This window comes from Gallintestinimicrobium sp. (genome assembly GCF_046968865.1).
Classification (GTDB): domain Bacteria; phylum Bacillota; class Clostridia; order Lachnospirales; family Lachnospiraceae; genus Gallintestinimicrobium; species Gallintestinimicrobium propionicum.
The window spans coordinates 57,895-74,735 of record NZ_JBKVPW010000010.1 but is presented as its reverse complement, the minus strand read 5'-3'; the positions used below and the strand labels follow the sequence as shown (position 1 = coordinate 74,735).

The following is a 16,841-nucleotide window of genomic DNA, read 5'->3' as shown; positions in this document are numbered from 1 at the left end:
ATTATTTCGCTTTGTATTTTTTAATCTGCCCAAAGTCTTCCATCAGATCCATGACCTTGTCACGTCCTTCCTGGTTCAGCTTTACATATGCCTGCATGACACGGTTCTCCAGCAGCTGCTCGCTGATGGTGGTGTCTCTTTCCAAAGAGCTGAAGTCCACTGGATTTAAGTTCAGCTTATTGCACATTTTGATTACGGTACCATATGCCATGCCATCGATGCCTCTCTCCAGCGCCGTTACCAATGTGCTGTAAGGAATCTGCATATCCATCGCAAACTGTCTTACACTTCTGTACTGACTTAAAATTTCCTTTTTCAGAATTTGTGCCTTCGTCATTTCTTTCCCTCCATTGTTGTTTCGTAAATCATCTTGTCATGAATTGACTTATGGGCTCACCGTTCTATTGTACACAACGGCATCGCGTGTTGCAACACTCTCTTCTCAAAATTATAAATTCCTTCTTAGAGAAAGAGAGCCCCCCTCTCTTATTCTTCCCTACAACTAATCGATATTTTACTGTAATTTCTTCGCTTTGTCAATTTTCTTTTGTAAATATATCATACAAAACCCAGACCATTTTTCTGTGCAAACTTACTATCCAGGGCAGGTTTAAAGTTTCTTTTATTCGTCTTCCACCAGCCGCATTCCGGCGGTTTCCGTCACTGGAAGCGAAAAAACGATCGACTTTGCCTTGCTTTCCAGCCCCGCCTTTTCCATGATCGCTTTCATAATTGCATTTTTGTCACAGTTCTTGACGACAATCAGGATCATCTCTTTTTCGGTTGCAAGAGAAAAACCGAGGAACTGCTCCGCTTTCTGCATGCCGGTTCCCTTTGCATGAATGACCGTTCCGCCCGCCGCGTTCGCGCTGCGCGCCGCTTCCATGATATATTCCGTGTAGCCCTGATTCGCCACCACTACCAGAAGTTCATACTTTGTGTCCTTCAATGTGCTTTCCTCTCCTTTTTCAAATCCACGCCCTTCCGTCAGAAACTGCAGCTGCTTCTTTCCGCCGATGCTGCTGACGGGAATCACAAAGGCGATTCCGGTTCCGGGGATATCAATTTTCAGCCGCTTTTCCAGCCCGCTGCGGATTTCCTTCCATTCCCTGCCTGTCACGAACGCAAACTGGATTGCTTTTTCCGCCGCTTCCAGGCCGAAAGAATCCAGCACCTCGCTCGTCGCCGTTCCCCTGCCCAGCGTCACCATCGTCACAGTCACGCCGTATTCTTTATAAAACGCCAGAAGCCGGCGGTGAAAATTCCGGTCACTGATCGTAACCATTAAATATAATTCGCTCATTTATCCTCACATTCCGCAGCGTTGCGCTGCGTATATTCTCTGCAGCACGGGGCTCCTAAATCCTCTGCCTTCTTCCTGTCTCTCCGTGCTGCCATCGCTGTAATACGCGCTCCCCGCGCGTATGTTCTCTGCAGCACGGCGCTCCTATATCCTCTGCTTCCTTCCTGCCTCTCCGTGCTGCCATCGCTGTAATACGCGCTCCCCGCGCGTATTACAGCTCAATGATTGCATCGTCATCCAGCAGGTCGAAGGCATAGGCAGGCGTAGGAACCGCTGCTGTCTTTTTCTTTTCTGCCAGTTTGGAATACAGCCCCATCACCTGAATCGTGATAAGCGGCGTCATCGCAACCATCGCTACTACGCCAAACGCATCCGTTACGATGTTACCGCCGAGCGCCACGCACGCCCCCTGTGCCAGTGGCAACAGAAATGCCGCCGTCATGGGTCCGGAAGCAACACCGCCGGAGTCAAATGCGATCGCCGTATAGATTTTCGGTACAAAAAACGAGATCACAAGGGCGATCGTATAGCCCGGAATTAGAATCCAGAGAATTGAAATGCCGGTCAGCACGCGGATCATCGCAATTCCGAGGGAGATCGCCACACCTGCGGAAAGCGCCGTACCCATTGCACGCGCCGGGATCGCGCCGTCCGTGATTTCTTCAACCTGTTTGTTCAGGACATAAACGGCAGGCTCCGCTTTTACGATGAAGTAACCCATCACCATCGCAATCGGCACAATTACCCACGGATGGGAAAGCCCCGCCAGCACCTGTCCCAGATAGTTGCCCGCCGGCATAAAGCCGACGTTTACGCCGGTCAAAAACAGTACCAGACCGATATAGGTATAAACCAGACCGATCAGGATTCTCGTCAGGTTTCTGCCCGAAAGCTTCAGGATCAATGCCTGGAACACTGCAAAAAACAGCACAATCGGAAGCAGGGACAGTGCGATTTCTTTCATATATGTGGGAAGCTCTACCGCAAACAGGTTCCACAACTGCTTTGAATCTGCGATTTCCGGGATTACAGGAGGCGTATACGCCGCGCTGTCCGGATTGTAAATCAACCCCAACATCATGACTGCCAGGATCGGACCGATCGAACACAGCGCAACCAGACCGAAGCTGTCATCCGCTGCATGGCGGTCGCTTCGCGTTGCAGAAATACCAACGCCCAGCGCCATAATAAACGGCACCGTCATCGGTCCCGTGGTCACACCGCCGGAATCGAACGCTACGCTCAAAAATTCTTTGGGAACAAAAAACGCGAGAATAAAAATCACCGCATAGAAGCAGACAAGCAAAGGGGGCAGCGCGATGCTGAACAGCATACGGAGAAGCGCCACCACAAGAAACACACCGACTCCGCAGGCAACTGCGAGAATCAATGTCAGATTCGGAACAGCCGGAACCTGCTGTGCAAGCACCTGCAGATCCGGTTCAGATATTGTAATAATAAAGCCCAGCAAAAAAGACAGCGCCACAACGACCCACAGCTTTTTGGACTGTGTCATCGCCGTGCCGACCCGTTCTCCCATCGGGGACATTGCAAGCTCCGCGCCAAGCGTGAAAAACACGATTCCGGCGATCAGCAATATCCCTCCAATCAGAAAACACAGCAAAATACTCGGAGAAATCGGCGCAATCGTAAAGGATAGCAGCAGCACCAGCCCGATGATGGGCAGCACTGCCTGCAGCGCCTCCTTCAGCTTTTCTTTCAGTTTTTTTCGGATTCCCAAACAGCCACCTGACCTTTCCTTTATTTCTGGCAATGGAATGCTGGAATGCTCACAGAGCGCGCATTCTATTTTATTTCGTTCTGCTCATCTCCATCAGTTTGTTGCGCATAGTTGTTTCGATCTGTGTCAGCTCTGCTTCCGCTTCGCGGCGTTTGTTTCTGCCATCTTCCTGAATCTGCAGCACTTCATCCAGCGTGGAGATCAGAGTTTCGTTCGTCTGCTTTAACGTTTCAATATCTACGATACCGCGTTCAGACTCTTTTGCCGTCTCAACGGTTGCAAGCTTTAAGGTTTCCGCATTCTTTTTCAGCAGGGTATTGGTCATATCCGTCACTTCACGCTGTGCCTTGGCTGCCTGCGCGGAATGCTCGACGCCAATCGCCAGCACCATCTGGCTCTTCCAGAGCGGAATCGTGTTGACCAGCGTGGACTGGATCTTTTCAGACATTGCAGTATCGTTGCTCTGGATCAGTCTGATCTGGGGCGCCATCTGCATGGAAATCGTCCGCGTCAGCTCCAGGTCGTAAATCTTTTTCTCAAAACGATTGCACAGCTCTGCCAAATCCTTCGCCTTCTGCGTGTCCTCCGGCAGTCCGCTTTCTTCTGCGCGTTTGATCAGCTCCGGAAGCTCCTGCTCCTTTACCTGCTGGATCTTTTCTTTTCCGGCAAGGATGTACATGGAAAGCTCTTTATAATAGGTGAGATTCAGCTGATACATCTGATCCAGCATTGCCGCATCCTTCAGCAGCTGAATCTGGTGTCCTTCCAGCACCTTACAAATTTTATCCACATTAACTTCTGCTTTGGCATATTTTGCTTTCATATTTGCGATCTTATTGCCGCCTTTTTTGAACAGTCCGAGGAAGCCCTTTTCCTCGTCACCGTCCTCGATGCTCTTTAATTCGTTCACAACGGCGGTCAGCTCGTTGCCGATCTCGCCAAGATCCTTTGTCCGGACGTTGCCCAGAGCTGATTCTGAAAAATCTGCGATCTTCTTCTGGGAGCTTGCGCCATACTGCAGCACCATTTGGGAATTCGTGATGTCGATCTGCTTGACAAACGCATCAACCTGCTTCTGTTCCTGGGGAGTTAAAATCGCCTTTATTTTTTCTTTTTCATCAACCGGCTGCACCGCTTCTTCTTTTTCCACAACTGCCGGTTCTTCCTTTTCCTCTGCAAAAGGCTCCAGAGTCAGGGTCGGCGCAGGCGCTTCCTGCAGCATCTTTTCCATATCTTCGTTCATCGGTTACTCCTCCTGTTTTTCAAAATCACTCTTCATATACCCGTCCTGCGCCAGCACTGTTTTCAGCACCCTTGCATCTGCGGACGCTTCAAATGCCGCGTTCTGGTACAGATCATCCAGAAGCTTTTCAAACGCTTCGTTAATCGTATCCATCGTCTTTTCGATCTCTTCCTTAGCGGTGCGGATGTTCTCGCCCTCAACCCCGGCGCTGTCAAATTCTGCATAGGATTCCACAAGCTTGACCGTCGTAGGAAGATAATACTCCATAAACCGCCGCATCTGGTCACTCTTCTCAGGATGCTCCCGAAGCGTCTGAAAAATCCGCTTCAGCAGATAATCCAGCTTGTAAAGCTTGTTGGAAATCACCTCTCCCGGGATCTGGATGTTTAACTCCCGAAGCCGCTCCATGTAGGCCTGACCGTCTTTTTCGATCTGCGCCTCTTTTGTCAGCGCTTCCTCGCTGTGCGCCGCCGCACCATCAGCTGTCTGGTTCTGTCCGGCAGCCTTGCCATCTGCACGGTTTGCTCCGCCAGCACTTTGCCCGACGTCCGCTGTCAGCTCTTTGCGCTTTTTTTCCGCAAGTTGCTGTTCATATTCTTCTTTTTCCTCGAGATACTGCTCCCATGTTTCGTCATCGATGACAAAAATATCGTTTTTCTCATCCATGTGTCCTTCCGGGAACATGCCGCTCTCGATCATCGTCCGAATATCCCGTCCCAGCTTCTTTGGAGTCCATCCGGTTTTTTCAGAAAGCTCAGAAATTCGGATATACATTTCCTCCCCTGCAAGCCTCAGATATCGTTCTGCTCTTCCAAGCCGTTTGCAGAGTCCTCCGCCGCGTTTTAATACACCTCCGCAGGCTGCTGCCATAAGACCGAACAATATGGTCATCCCACCCAGAGACGCGCTGGAGGTTGCTGCCCAAATGATCGCCATGATCAGTGCGGTCAGCCCGAAGGTTCCAAGCCCGATTCCTCCAAATACGCTCAATAAAACACCACTGACTTTACCCTTTTTTACAAAAATCTGCGGCACGTTGATGGTGTTCTTATAAATGATCGTGCCGTCCGGGCGCTGATACTGCTTTGCCGTCGTATAACGCTGCTTCTGCTCCATCTGTCGTCTGTAGGGCGACTGCGATGTGCTGTAGGAAGAAGCGATACTGCGCTTGGCGGATTTGTATTCCACGGTTTTGTCCGTTCGCTTATAAACCCGTTCGTGCGCCTGATTGACCTGCCAGCGCACCTCATCCAGCGCTCCGTTTACGGAATCATTGATGACATGGTTTAGTTGTCCGAAGTCACCTGAATTTACCGCATCCTGTACTGCATCCTTGATTCTGTCTCCAATTTCCGAAAAATCCTGTTTGTCGCTCATATCCTGCTCCAATCCATTCCGATTGCCCTAAATTCGCATCTGCTCTCAGGATATCATAAATCCGCCGCCTTGTAAAACATTGGCGGCGGATATGTGTATAAACTTTTTATTAAGATTCCAGTTTTCTTCAGGCTTCGGTCAAATTTTCCAGCATCCGGCAGCATCCGGCATCCAGCGCTTCCAGTTCTTTTTCAGTCAGCCCGCTGCACATCTTTTTTTCCGTTTCGCGAAAGCAGCTGCAGACCTCTGCTGCCGTCTTCCTTCCCTCCTCTGTCAGAAAGATCTGGCACTCCCGACGCGACTGTGGATTGATACGCCGCTCCAAAAGCCCTTTTTCCGCCAGCCGGTCCAGCGTGCGCGAGAGCGTCGTCACATCGAGGTGACAGTTCTCTGCAATTTCCCGCTGACTACAGCCGTCTTCTGTCAAAAGATACATCAAAATCCGCGGCTGTCCCTGCCCGATCGTCAGCCCCAGCCGTAAATATTCCGGACGCATCAGTTCCCTGCGCCGGTTTTCCAGTCTGAAAATATGCTCCTGCAGACTCTGTCTGATATCTTTTTCCATATATTCCCTCATTTCTGCGCACGTTTTTTTGCGCATGTCGAGTTTGTGTCAAGTGCGCGCAGAGAAACTGCAACACGTACAACCAGCACCGTAGGCATTACTCCAGTTCAAACTGTCCGGTATACAGCTGATAGTAGCGACCCTTTTGCCCCAGCAGCTCCTCGTGGTCTCCGCGCTCGATGATCGTGCCCTTTTCCAGCACAAGAATTGCCTTTGAGTTTCGCACCGTTGAAAGCCGATGTGCGATGACAAAAACGGTACGGTTTTCCATCAGGCGATCCATGCCTTTTTCGATCAGCCGCTCCGTTCTCGTGTCGATGGAGCTGGTGGCTTCATCCAGGATCAGCACCGGCGGCCGGGAAATTGCTGCCCGGGCAATCGCAAGCAGCTGTCTCTGTCCCTGGGATAGATTGCTGCCGTCGCTGTGCAGTATCGTGTCATACCCCTTGGGCAGACGACGGATAAAGGAGTCAGCATTCGCGATTTTCGCAGCCGCCCTGACCTCGTCCTCTGTTGCATTGAGCCGTCCGTAACGGATATTCTCCGCGATCGTTCCGGTAAACAAATGAGTATCCTGAATCACCATCGACAGCGATTTCCTCAAGTCATCCTTTTTGATCCTGCGAATATCGATGCCGTCGTAGGTGATCGTCCCGCTCTGGATTTCGTAAAATCGGTTGATCAGGTTAATAATCGTTGTCTTTCCTGCGCCTGTCGAACCGACAAAGGCGATCTTCTGTCCCGGCTTTGCAAACAGACTGATGCCATCCAATATTTTATGTTCTTCCGTATATCCGAATACAACCTGATGAAACCGCACATCACCCTGCAATAAAGTCAGGCTGTCTGCATCTTTCCAGGCAAAGCTTCCGGTATAGTTTTCTGTCTCCTTCAGGGAACCGTCCATCCTGACCTCAACCGGACAAAGAGTTACTGTTCCCTCGTCGATTTCCGGCTCCTGCTCCATCAGGTCAAAAATCCGCTCTGCACCGGAGAGAGCCGCCAGAAGAAAGTTGAACTGGTTTGTAAACTGATTTAAGGGCATCGCGCTCTGACGCACATAAACCAGATAAGAGGCAAGGGTTCCAAGATCCATGTGTCCGGTCAGTGCAAATATACCGCCTGCTGCCGCAGAAACTCCATAGTTGAAGTAGGACATGCTGACATTGACCGGAACCAGCATACCGGACCAGGTCAGGGCGTTGGTAGAGGCTTTGCGCAGCTTTTCGTTTCGCACTAAAAATTCTTCAAGATCCTGCTTTTCATGATTGAATACCTTCTCCACCTTCTGCCCCGCAGTCATTTCCTCCACGAAGCCGTTGACTGCAGCCAGTGCCTCCTGCTGTGCGTTGAAATATTTTTTACTGCGTTTTCCATTGTACCAGATAAAAAATCCGCTCGCTGCTAAAAACAGTAATACGATCAGTGTCAGACGCGCACTCAAAACAAACAGCATGCTGAGGGTTCCTGTCAGTATCAAAAAGCTCTGGATCAGCATGGAAAACGTGCCGTTTAATGCTTCCTGTACTGTATCGACATCGTTTGTAAAACGGCTCATCAGCTCCCCGTGGGTGTGCGCATCAAAATAGGCCAGCGGCAGCTTCTGAATATGGGCAAACAGATCTCTCCGGATTTCCGTCACTACCTGCTGGGATGTGTGCACCATCAGCCGGTTATAGGCAAAGGTCGCGCACACACCGCACAAATACAGGATCCCCATCGCAAGCATCATCCGGATCAGTCCCGGAATATCCCCCGGGATCGCGTAATCATTGATGACCGGGCGGATAAGATAAGTGCCTGCAATGCTCACCCCACTGCTGATCGCTACCAAAACTGCAACTAAAAGCAACAGCCACTTGTGATATCCAAGATATCTCAGCAGATTTTTCATGGCTTTTTTCGTATTTTTCGGGCGCTTATAGCCGACATATTTTGCCATTACAGAGCACCTCCTTCCTGTTGGGAATGATAAATTTCCTGATAAATCCGGTTCTCTGCAAGCAACTGCTCATGGGTGCCGACCGCGTTTATTTTTCCATCGTCCAAAATGACAATCTGATCGGCACTGCGTACAGAAGAAATCCTTTGTGCGATAATAATTTTCGTCATCTCCGGGAGCTTTGCTTTTAGACCTTCCCGGATCTTTGCTTCCGTTGCCGTGTCCACTGCGCTCGTCGAATCGTCCAAAATCAGTACCTTCGGTTGCTTTAAGATCGCGCGCGCAATGCAGAGCCGTTGCTTCTGTCCTCCGGACACGTTCACACCGCCCTGTCCAAGCTCTGTATCATAGCCGTTATCCAGCCGGTCGATAAATTCATCCACACAGGCGATCCGACACGCCTCGTCGATTTCCTCCTGCGTCGCGTCCTCTTTGCCCCAGCGAAGATTATCCCGTACCGTCCCGGAAAACAGCGTATTTTTCTGCAGCACCATGGCAATCGCATCCCGCAGATGCTCCAGCGGATATTCCTGCACCGGCACGTCGTCTACATACACACAGCCCTTTGTCGCCTCGTACAGGCGCGGAATCAGCTGCACGAGGGTCGATTTTGCTGCACCAGTCTGACCGATAATTCCGATCGTCTGTCCGGCTTCCAGATTCAGACAAATGTCCGAAAGCACATATTCCTCCGCGTTTTTGCTGTACTGAAAAAATACATGGTCGAAACGGATCGCGCCCTTTTTCACGCTGACCGGACGTGCCTTTTCCTCCGTGATCTCCACCTTTTCGTTCAAAACCTCGAGAATTCGGGTTCCGCTCGCCATCGAACGGGTCAGCATCATAAAAACGTTCGACAGCATCATCAGGGAGTTTAAGATCTGCAGCACATAGCTCAAAAAGCCGGTCAGCTCCCCAACCTGCATCTTTCCGGTACGGATAGAGCTGCCGCCAAACCACAGGATCGCCAAGATCGTTCCATACATGACAAACTGCATCGCTGCCATATTCATAGAAGATAAGCCGAAGGCTTTTTCGGATTCTGTACGAAGGGCAAGATTTGCTTCATCGAACTTTGCCTGCTCGTAATTTTCTCTGACATAGGAACGGACGACGCGCACAGCTGTCAGATTTTCCTGCACAATGCGGTTGACGCGGTCGATGCCGGTCTGCATCTTTGTATACAAAGGTCCGACATGACTGACGATCTCAAACAGCAAAAATCCTAACACCGGCAGCGCCACCAAAAAAACAAGTGCCAGACGCGCGTTGATCACAAACGCCGAGCCTGTGGCCATAAACAGCATGACCGGTGCACGGCACAGCGGACGGATCCCCGTTGAAACTGAATTCTGGATCACCGTCACATCGCTGGTCAGGCGGGTTACCAGTGATGACACCTGAAAATGGTCGATATTGGAAAAGGAATAGCTCTGCAGCTTGCGGTACTCTGCTTCCCGCAGATTCGCCCCAAAGCCCTGACCGCACAGTGCGCAGAACCGTGCGCTGCAGATCCCCAGCACCAGTGCCAGCCCTGCACAGCCTATCATCACCAGCCCCTTATGCAAAATATAGTCCTGATCCCCGTTAGCGATTCCGACATCCACCATGTCCGCCATAATCAGCGGAATAACCAGCTCGAAGATACATTCCACCGCAATGCAGACCAGACTGATCCAGGCATACTTTTTGTATTGCTTCATATAAGAAAACAGTTCCTTCAGCATGATTGCTTTCCTCCGTGGTCAGACGAATTTTTGCGTGTGCAAAAAATGCGCCTACAATATTTGCATATGCAAATATTGTAGGCGCATCATTTCGAATTGTCAATTGGTTTTCTTTCAACAATAGAATGCATGCTCTGCGAGCATTCTATTGTCATGAATAAAAGCCCCTGCACAGCACGCTGTTGAATGCGTGCCGACGCAGGGACGCATTTTATGCCTGCTGTTTTCTCTCCCGTACCATGATCCGGATTTTGGAATCCGAAACGTACTGGTAGTTTGCTTCCAGCGTATAATCAATTTCTATCGCAAGGCTTTTTTCTTCCTGCAGACAGACGACGCGGCTGGTGTCCAGCCCGATCATCATTACACCGTAGGGCGTCTGGTAACGGGTCAGGTTCTTTTTGCCCGCCTCAAAGTTCATCTGGACGTTGATGATGCCGCGTTTGGTCAGAGTCATTTCGTTTCCCCTGATTTTCATGACATTTTTGACCGGCTCGTCAAAGCCCTCATAATATTCGTCATACAATAAAAAAATGCTGCCGTTTCGTTCAAAATATTCGCCCTGCTGTACCGTCTCGATGTCCTCCGCAGATTCGTTGTCCATCACCTGCAGACCGCGGACGGATATCACTACATCCTTTGTCATGCTCAATAATCCTCTATCTGTATTACTTTCGCGCCCAAAATGCCGTATTTGATAATTGAATTGGCAAAATGGACAAATTTCTCCGCGCCGTCACTGACAAAAAACTCGTATTTATTTGTCCCAAGCTGCGGCGGAACCGGATTGAATAACCCTTTTTCCATCAAAAGCTCTTTTAATTCCCGAGCCGTCTCATACGCCGGGTTTACCAGTGTCACATGGTCGCCCATCACCTTTGCGACCGTGGAACGGATCAGCGGATAATGGGTGCAGCCAAGAATCAGAGTGTCGATTCCGGTATCGATTAAGCTGCTTAAGTAACGTTTTGCAATCTCGTCCGTCACCGGATCCTGCCAGAGTCCTTCTTCTACCAGAGGCACAAACAATGGGCACGCCTTGCCGGTTACCTGTACCTCCGGCCGAAGCTGGCGGATGTAAGTTGTATAAATATTACTGCTGATGGTCCCTTCCGTCGCAATGACGCCGACCTGTCCGTTGCGGGTTACCTCCGCTGCAACCTTTGCGCCCGGCTTTACCACGCCGATGATTGGAATATCGATTTCCCTTTCCAGATCATTCAGCGCATAGGCGCTCGCCGTATTGCAGGCGACAACAATTGCCTTGACCTGTTTGCTTTGCAAAAAACGGACAATCTGCCTGGAAAAGCGTGTCACCGTCTCCTTTGACTTGCTTCCATAGGGAACTCTCGCCGTATCTCCAAAATAAATCACCTTTTCATTGGGGATCTGACGCATGATCTCACGCATCACAGTCAGACCGCCCATGCCGGAATCAAATACGCCGATGGGCATTTCCAGCAGATTTTTATCCTGTACTGTTTTCATCTTTTTCTCCAAACCACTCTTCTATCTGATCGACGATTGCAAAGCGCACCGATACCTCCCCAGGCGCCGCAGTCAGAATCCGGCGGTAATCCCGCAGGCAGTCCCTGCCCGCAGCTACAGCGGTTTTGTCGCTGCCATCCGCTGCGTCAGCGCTTTGCACTGTCTCATACATTTCTTCCGTAAATGCATACTGTGGGTATATTATCCCCCATAACATCATAATTGTCAAAAATAAAATACCGGCGCGCGGTTTCTTCTGCATACTCTTTCTCCCTTCTCTGTTTCGAAAGAGCATACCCATCCGCGCGCCGGTTATACACCCGGTCAGCGTTTTGTCTTCCCGGACGCCGATGTAATCATCCGGATCACAGCCTTTTCCTGATTGTCAATATGGTTTTTGATCGCCTCTGCTCCAGTCTGTCTGTCGCGGTCGCGGATCGCCTCGTAGATCACGCGGTGCTCTGCGATCAGGCGTTTGTAGTTTGCCTCGTCCTTGACATATTCCAGGCGGTAGCGGTACATCTGCTGAGAAAGCTTGCTGATCATCTGCATCAGCCGCTCGTTTCCGCTCGCCTTTAAAATAATATCGTGCAGCTCCACGTCCGCCTGTGCAACCTGGTTGGCGTTGCCGCGCTTTGTTTCCAGTTCGAAGTTCTCGCACGCTTTTTTCAGTTCTGCAAGCTCATCTTCCGTGATGCGCTCGCATGCCAGCTCTACCGCCAGCGCGTCCAGCGCCCGGCGCACCTCCAAAACGTCCCGCAGGTTCTTTTCCGTGATCTGCGCCACCTCTGCGCCGCGTCTTGGAATCATCGTAACGAGCCCCTCCAGCTCCAGCTTGCGGATCGCCTCGCGGATCGGCGTCCGGGACACTCCGAGCTTATCCGCCAGATGAATTTCCATCAGGCGCTCCCCCGGCTTTAACTCACCGGTCAGAATACTCGTCCGAAGCGTATTGAACACCACGTCCCGCAGGGGCAGGTAATCATTTTCGTTATTTGCTTCAAATTCTTTCATTCTTCTCTCCCTCTGCCGTCGGCAAATCCTGTCAGGAACAGCTGTCTGGCAAGACCTGCCTCCTGCATCGCCTCATACGCCTCTTTTGCGTTCTGATCGTCTGTAAAAATACCAAATACGGTAGGGCCGCTGCCGCTCATCAGCGCATTGACCGCACCGTGCTCCTTTAAAATCCCTTTCATCTGCTCGATCACCGGATAGTGCTTGCAGGTAACCGTCTCAAGCACATTTCCCATCCGGTCTGTGATGCCGCAAAGGTCGCCTTTTTCGATGCTCGCAACCATTCCGTCGATGTCGGGATGATATTGCAGGCTGTCTGCATGCAGATTTTCATAGACAAATTTCGTCGAAACATCCAGATCGGGCTTTGCGATCACAAGCTTCGCCTTCGGGACGTCCGGCAGCTTTGTCAGGATTTCTCCGATGCCCTCCGAAAGCGCCGTGCCGCCCATCAGGCAGTACGGGATATCCGCGCCGAGCTTTACGCCGATTTTCTGTTTTTCTTCCAGGGAAAGTCCGAGACAAAACAACGCATCCATCGCATGAATGGTCGCCGCTGCATCTGCGCTGCCGCCTGCCATGCCAGCCGCAATCGGAATCCGCTTCGTCAGCTTCACGCTCACGCCCTCTGAGATCTGATACAGCTCCTTCATCCGCGCTGCCGCCCGCCAGATCAGATTGCCCTGATCCGCCGGAAGCTCTTCTTTATCGGTAAAAATCCGAATCTCATCCTCTGCCAGCTTTGTAAATTCCAAATCGTCATATAAATCGACGGTCTGCATGATCATCTTGACTTCATGGTATCCGTCCGGTCTGCGCCGCAGCACATCCAGCCCGAGATTGATTTTGGCATATGCCTTTATCCGAAAGGTTTTCATTTTCAATTCAATCCTCATTTCCGTTGAAAAGGCAGGCGATCCGAAAAGCCGTCTGCCTCTGCATTTTGTATACACTGATTGTATTTAATTTTATACAATCTGCATCTCTTTGTCAACTGCATATCCCTTCACAATCAGGAGCTGATCGCCAGGACGGATTTCATCCTGCGTCAGATTGTTCATTTCGCGCATTCCATCCATCGGAACGTCGTACTTTTTACAGATATCCCAAAGCGTCTCGCCCTCGCCCGCCAGATACACTACGATGCCCGGCTGGTTCGCCTGCTTTTCCGGGTCGGGAGCACGCAGCAGGGCATCCGTCACGATCTCTTCCTCGCAGTCGGCGCAGATCAGTCCTTTGACGCACACAACTGCTCGAACCTCTGCTTCCTGCTCGTTTTGCGCCTGCACGGAAAGCTGTTCCAGCGACGCCTCGATCCTGCAGCTGCATGTATTTTTTACCGGCTCTGCGGTTTCCAGAAGCTCTTCAAACACAAGCTCGCCCTTTAGACAGCCGCACGGAACCTCTTCCTCCGCAGACTCATACAGAATCTGCACGTTTACCGTCCCTTTTACGAGCACGCCGTCGGACTGCTTTTTTATTTCCTGCACGAACACTTCTCCAAAGCTTCCGCAGATCTGCTGAAGCTGCGGCATGCCCGGCGAAATCGAAAACTGGTCGTTCACTCTCGTTTTTGCGGTATTTTTGACCAGAAGCCTCCGGTACTGCCCTTTTCCTCTCACGACGTCCGCCTGCTTCGTAACGCCGTAGAGATCCTCAATCATCGAAAGATTCGTTTCCTCGTAAATCCGAATATCCAGATCCAGTACCAGGTCGAGCAAAATCACGCGTTCTTCCCCGTCCTCGTCCGCCTTCGCTTCGATTTCCAGATGCCCGATGCTGCAGCCGATCTGCTCCAGCATCCCCTCGCGGACGCCCTGACACTCAATGGCAACGCTCACCGGCACAGTGGTTTCATACCATACCGCCTTTTTAGTCTCGCTTTCCTCTTCATAAAAGAAAAACAGCGAAAGCTCGCCTGTCGCCTGCAGCTTTCCGTCCAGCACCCGGAACGTCATTTCCCGAATCTGGCAGGATTTCCACAGCAGTGCAAAAATGTTCGGCATGCCGCCCGGCAACAGGAGGTCTTTTTTTACCCGCAGGATATCTTTTTTTGCAACGATCAGATCCAGCGCCTGCAGGTCTTTTTTCTTTACTTCGATCTGCTCTGTGCCGTCCAGACCCACCGCCACATCCAGCTGCTTCATCCGCTCTGTAAACAGGCGGATCTGCAAAAGTGCCTGCACCGAAAGCTTCCGGGAATTGATCATGCCGACGCTTAAATCCTCCAAAATCGCCTGCGCCTGTACCTGATCCGTCCCCGACACGCTGCCCATCAGAATCTGTTCCTCAAACGCCAGCTCCCCCTCCATGCATGCCGGATGGTGCGTTTCCTCATCTGCGAGATAAAGCACATTGAAATGCAGCACGCCCTTTACATGCACATGCCCATCCGAGGCACGCACCTCTTCCAGCTCGACGTGCCCCTGCTGCGTCACGACCTGATAGACGTCCGGCTTTGCGTCCGCGATATTGACGTCGTCCTCGAGCGTAATCTGCGTCTGTTCCTCACATCCGATCTGATCCATATGTATGCTTTTTTTGAGAAATTCCATAAAAATACCTCCCGGGCACCTTCGCCTTTTCCAGACAACATGCTGTTCTATCTAACAGTATGCTGCCGTCAAAGACGATATGCAGCCGGGAGGGAGATTCTTTTTTCAAATGATATCCGCGGATTGCTCCGTGCTTCGCACTCCCGCAATCTGTCTTACCGTACGCAGCCGATTATTTCGTTGATATCCTCGATGCCCTGCTCTTTCATGAATGCTTCAATTCCGTCTGCGATTTCTGCCGTCGCATAAGGATTGATAAAGTTTGCCGCGCCGACGGAAACTGCCGTTGCGCCTGCCATCAGAAATTCAATCGCGTCCTCTGCGGTCATGATGCCGCCCATGCCGACAATGGGGATTTTGACCGCGTTTGCACACTGCCATACCATCCGCACCGCAACCGGCTTGATTGCAGGGCCGGACATGCCGCCGGTCTTGTTGGCAAGGGCAAAGCTTCTGCGCCGGATGTCGATTTTCATACCGGTCAGCGTGTTAATCAGGGAAATCGCGTCCGCGCCGCCTGCCTCTGCGGCTTTTGCCATCTCCGTGATGTCTGTTACGTTCGGGCTCAACTTCATCATAACGGGCTGCTTTGCAGCCTTTTTAATCCTGGACGTGATGTCGAATAATGCATCCGCTTTCTGTCCGAACGCGATGGCTCCTTCCTTGACATTCGGGCAGGAAACGTTGATTTCCATCATCGCTATGTCCGTGTCCGCCAAGCGCTCTACGACTTCCAGATAATCTTCGACAGATTTGCCGCAGACATTGACGATAACCTTTGTATCAAACTGTTTTAAAAATGCGAGATCGCGCTCGATAAACACGTCAATACCGGGATTCTGCAGACCTATTGCATTCAACATGCCTCCGTAAACCTCCGCGACACGCGGTGTCGGGTTGCCCGGCCACGGCACGTTTGCAACGCCCTTTGTCACCACCGCACCCAGACGGTTCAAATCTACAAATTCACTGTATTCCATTCCGGAGCCAAAGGTCCCCGAGCCGGTCATGACCGGGTTCTGAAAGGTTACTCCTGCAATTGTTACCGCTGTATTCATCAGATTTCCACCTCCCGTGCTTCAAATACCGGTCCGTCGGTACAGATTCTTGCGTTGTTTACATGGGAATGCGCGTCCTTGTGGGTCGTTTTACAAACGCAGCCAAGACAGGCGCCCACACCGCATGCCATCCGTTCTTCCAGGGAAATATATGCCGGAATATCATGTTCGATCGCATACTGCCGAATCGCGCGCAACATCGGCATCGGTCCGCAGGCATAAATAATATCCGCTTCCAGTCCATTTACAGCTACCGCATCCATGACGTTTCCCTTTGTGCCAACGCTTCCGTCCTCGGTTGCCACATAGACAGCGCCGTTTTGTTCAAAATCTTCTTTCAAAAAGCATTGTGCGTTGCGATAACCCACAACGATCTGTTTTTCACAGGAAAGCTCTTTAGACAGCTGTAAAATCGGAGGAACGCCGATTCCGCCGCCAAACAGCATCGCCTTCGTGCCCGGCTTTGCCTTGTCCACCGGGAAACCATTTCCCAAAACGCCAAGCAGATACACACTGTCGCCTGTCTTAAGATTCGAAAATTCTGCCGTTCCCTTGCCTGCCACGCGATAAACCAGACGAAGCTGATTTTCTTCTTTATCGATTTCGCAGATGCTGATCGGTCTGGGCAGGAGCGTGCTTTTATCCTTAGGGTAAACGCCTACGAACTGTCCGCACGCAGCGTCCTGCGCCAGCTCTGTTTCCAGTCTCAGATCATAAATTCCGTCCGCCAGCTTTTCCTGACTGACTACCATTGCCTTTGTCTTTTTCTTCTGTGCCATAATTTTCTCCATTTTCACTCGGTTTACGGGCGCTTGCTGCACAAAAGCT

At 51.1% G+C, this 16,841-nt stretch carries 16 protein-coding genes; all 16 read right to left on the bottom strand.

Annotated features, from left to right (window positions below):
- Position 1: 1 nt before the first annotated feature.
- The gene (locus ACLTOQ_RS10060; protein WP_021914170.1) at positions 2-337 is read right to left on the bottom strand and encodes a hypothetical protein; all 336 of its coding nucleotides are present in this window, start codon (positions 335-337) and stop codon (positions 2-4) included.
- Between the two features lie 285 nt (positions 338-622).
- On the bottom strand, positions 623-1,303 hold the full coding sequence (locus tag ACLTOQ_RS10055; RefSeq protein ID WP_262586914.1) for a P-II family nitrogen regulator: 681 nt from the start codon (positions 1,301-1,303) through the stop codon (positions 623-625).
- Between the two features lie 211 nt (positions 1,304-1,514).
- Positions 1,515-3,044, bottom strand: a complete 1,530-nt coding sequence (locus tag ACLTOQ_RS10050; RefSeq protein WP_412319352.1) for a DUF1538 domain-containing protein — start codon at positions 3,042-3,044, stop codon at positions 1,515-1,517.
- Between the two features lie 70 nt (positions 3,045-3,114).
- Complete coding sequence (locus tag ACLTOQ_RS10045) at positions 3,115-4,287, bottom strand: toxic anion resistance protein (protein ID WP_021914173.1); 1,173 nt, start codon at positions 4,285-4,287, stop codon at positions 3,115-3,117.
- A 3-nt stretch (positions 4,288-4,290) separates the two neighbouring features.
- Positions 4,291-5,664 carry a 5-bromo-4-chloroindolyl phosphate hydrolysis family protein gene (locus ACLTOQ_RS10040; protein WP_412319351.1) on the bottom strand — a complete coding sequence of 458 codons (1,374 nt, stop codon included), beginning with the start codon at positions 5,662-5,664 and terminating at the stop codon, positions 4,291-4,293.
- A 127-nt stretch (positions 5,665-5,791) separates the two neighbouring features.
- Entirely contained in the window at positions 5,792-6,229 is a 438-nt protein-coding gene (locus ACLTOQ_RS10035; protein ID WP_412319350.1) for a MarR family winged helix-turn-helix transcriptional regulator, read from the bottom strand.
- A 97-nt stretch (positions 6,230-6,326) separates the two neighbouring features.
- Positions 6,327-8,171, bottom strand: a complete 1,845-nt coding sequence (locus ACLTOQ_RS10030) for an ABC transporter ATP-binding protein (protein WP_412319349.1) — start codon at positions 8,169-8,171, stop codon at positions 6,327-6,329.
- Complete coding sequence (locus ACLTOQ_RS10025) at positions 8,171-9,898, bottom strand: ABC transporter ATP-binding protein (RefSeq protein ID WP_412319348.1); 1,728 nt, start codon at positions 9,896-9,898, stop codon at positions 8,171-8,173. The genes ACLTOQ_RS10030 and ACLTOQ_RS10025 overlap by 1 nt, the downstream gene beginning before the upstream one ends.
- Positions 9,899-10,109: 211 nt before the next feature.
- Entirely contained in the window at positions 10,110-10,544 is a 435-nt protein-coding gene (locus tag ACLTOQ_RS10020) for a DUF1934 domain-containing protein (protein ID WP_117960472.1), read from the bottom strand.
- Between the two features lie 2 nt (positions 10,545-10,546).
- Positions 10,547-11,386 carry a glutamate racemase gene (murI, locus tag ACLTOQ_RS10015; protein ID WP_262586901.1) on the bottom strand — a complete coding sequence of 280 codons (840 nt, stop codon included), beginning with the start codon at positions 11,384-11,386 and terminating at the stop codon, positions 10,547-10,549.
- Positions 11,367-11,648, bottom strand: coding sequence for a hypothetical protein (locus ACLTOQ_RS10010; protein WP_021914180.1), 282 nt, complete (start codon positions 11,646-11,648; stop codon positions 11,367-11,369). The genes murI and ACLTOQ_RS10010 overlap by 20 nt, the downstream gene beginning before the upstream one ends.
- Before the next feature lie 62 nt (positions 11,649-11,710).
- The gene (locus ACLTOQ_RS10005) at positions 11,711-12,400 is read right to left on the bottom strand and encodes a GntR family transcriptional regulator (RefSeq protein ID WP_021914181.1); all 690 of its coding nucleotides are present in this window, start codon (positions 12,398-12,400) and stop codon (positions 11,711-11,713) included.
- Positions 12,397-13,278, bottom strand: a complete 882-nt coding sequence (gene ispE / locus ACLTOQ_RS10000; RefSeq protein ID WP_412319347.1) for a 4-(cytidine 5'-diphospho)-2-C-methyl-D-erythritol kinase — start codon at positions 13,276-13,278, stop codon at positions 12,397-12,399. The genes ACLTOQ_RS10005 and ispE overlap by 4 nt, the downstream gene beginning before the upstream one ends.
- A 90-nt stretch (positions 13,279-13,368) precedes the next feature.
- Positions 13,369-14,955 carry a DUF3794 and LysM peptidoglycan-binding domain-containing protein gene (locus ACLTOQ_RS09995; RefSeq protein WP_412319346.1) on the bottom strand — a complete coding sequence of 529 codons (1,587 nt, stop codon included), beginning with the start codon at positions 14,953-14,955 and terminating at the stop codon, positions 13,369-13,371.
- Between the two features lie 155 nt (positions 14,956-15,110).
- The gene (locus ACLTOQ_RS09990) at positions 15,111-16,013 is read right to left on the bottom strand and encodes a dihydroorotate dehydrogenase (RefSeq protein WP_021914184.1); all 903 of its coding nucleotides are present in this window, start codon (positions 16,011-16,013) and stop codon (positions 15,111-15,113) included.
- A complete protein-coding gene (locus ACLTOQ_RS09985) occupies positions 16,013-16,792 on the bottom strand; it encodes a dihydroorotate dehydrogenase electron transfer subunit (RefSeq protein WP_412319345.1) in 780 nt (259 codons plus the stop codon). Before ACLTOQ_RS09985 ends, ACLTOQ_RS09990 begins: the two co-directional genes overlap by 1 nt.
- Positions 16,793-16,841 lie beyond the last annotated feature (49 nt).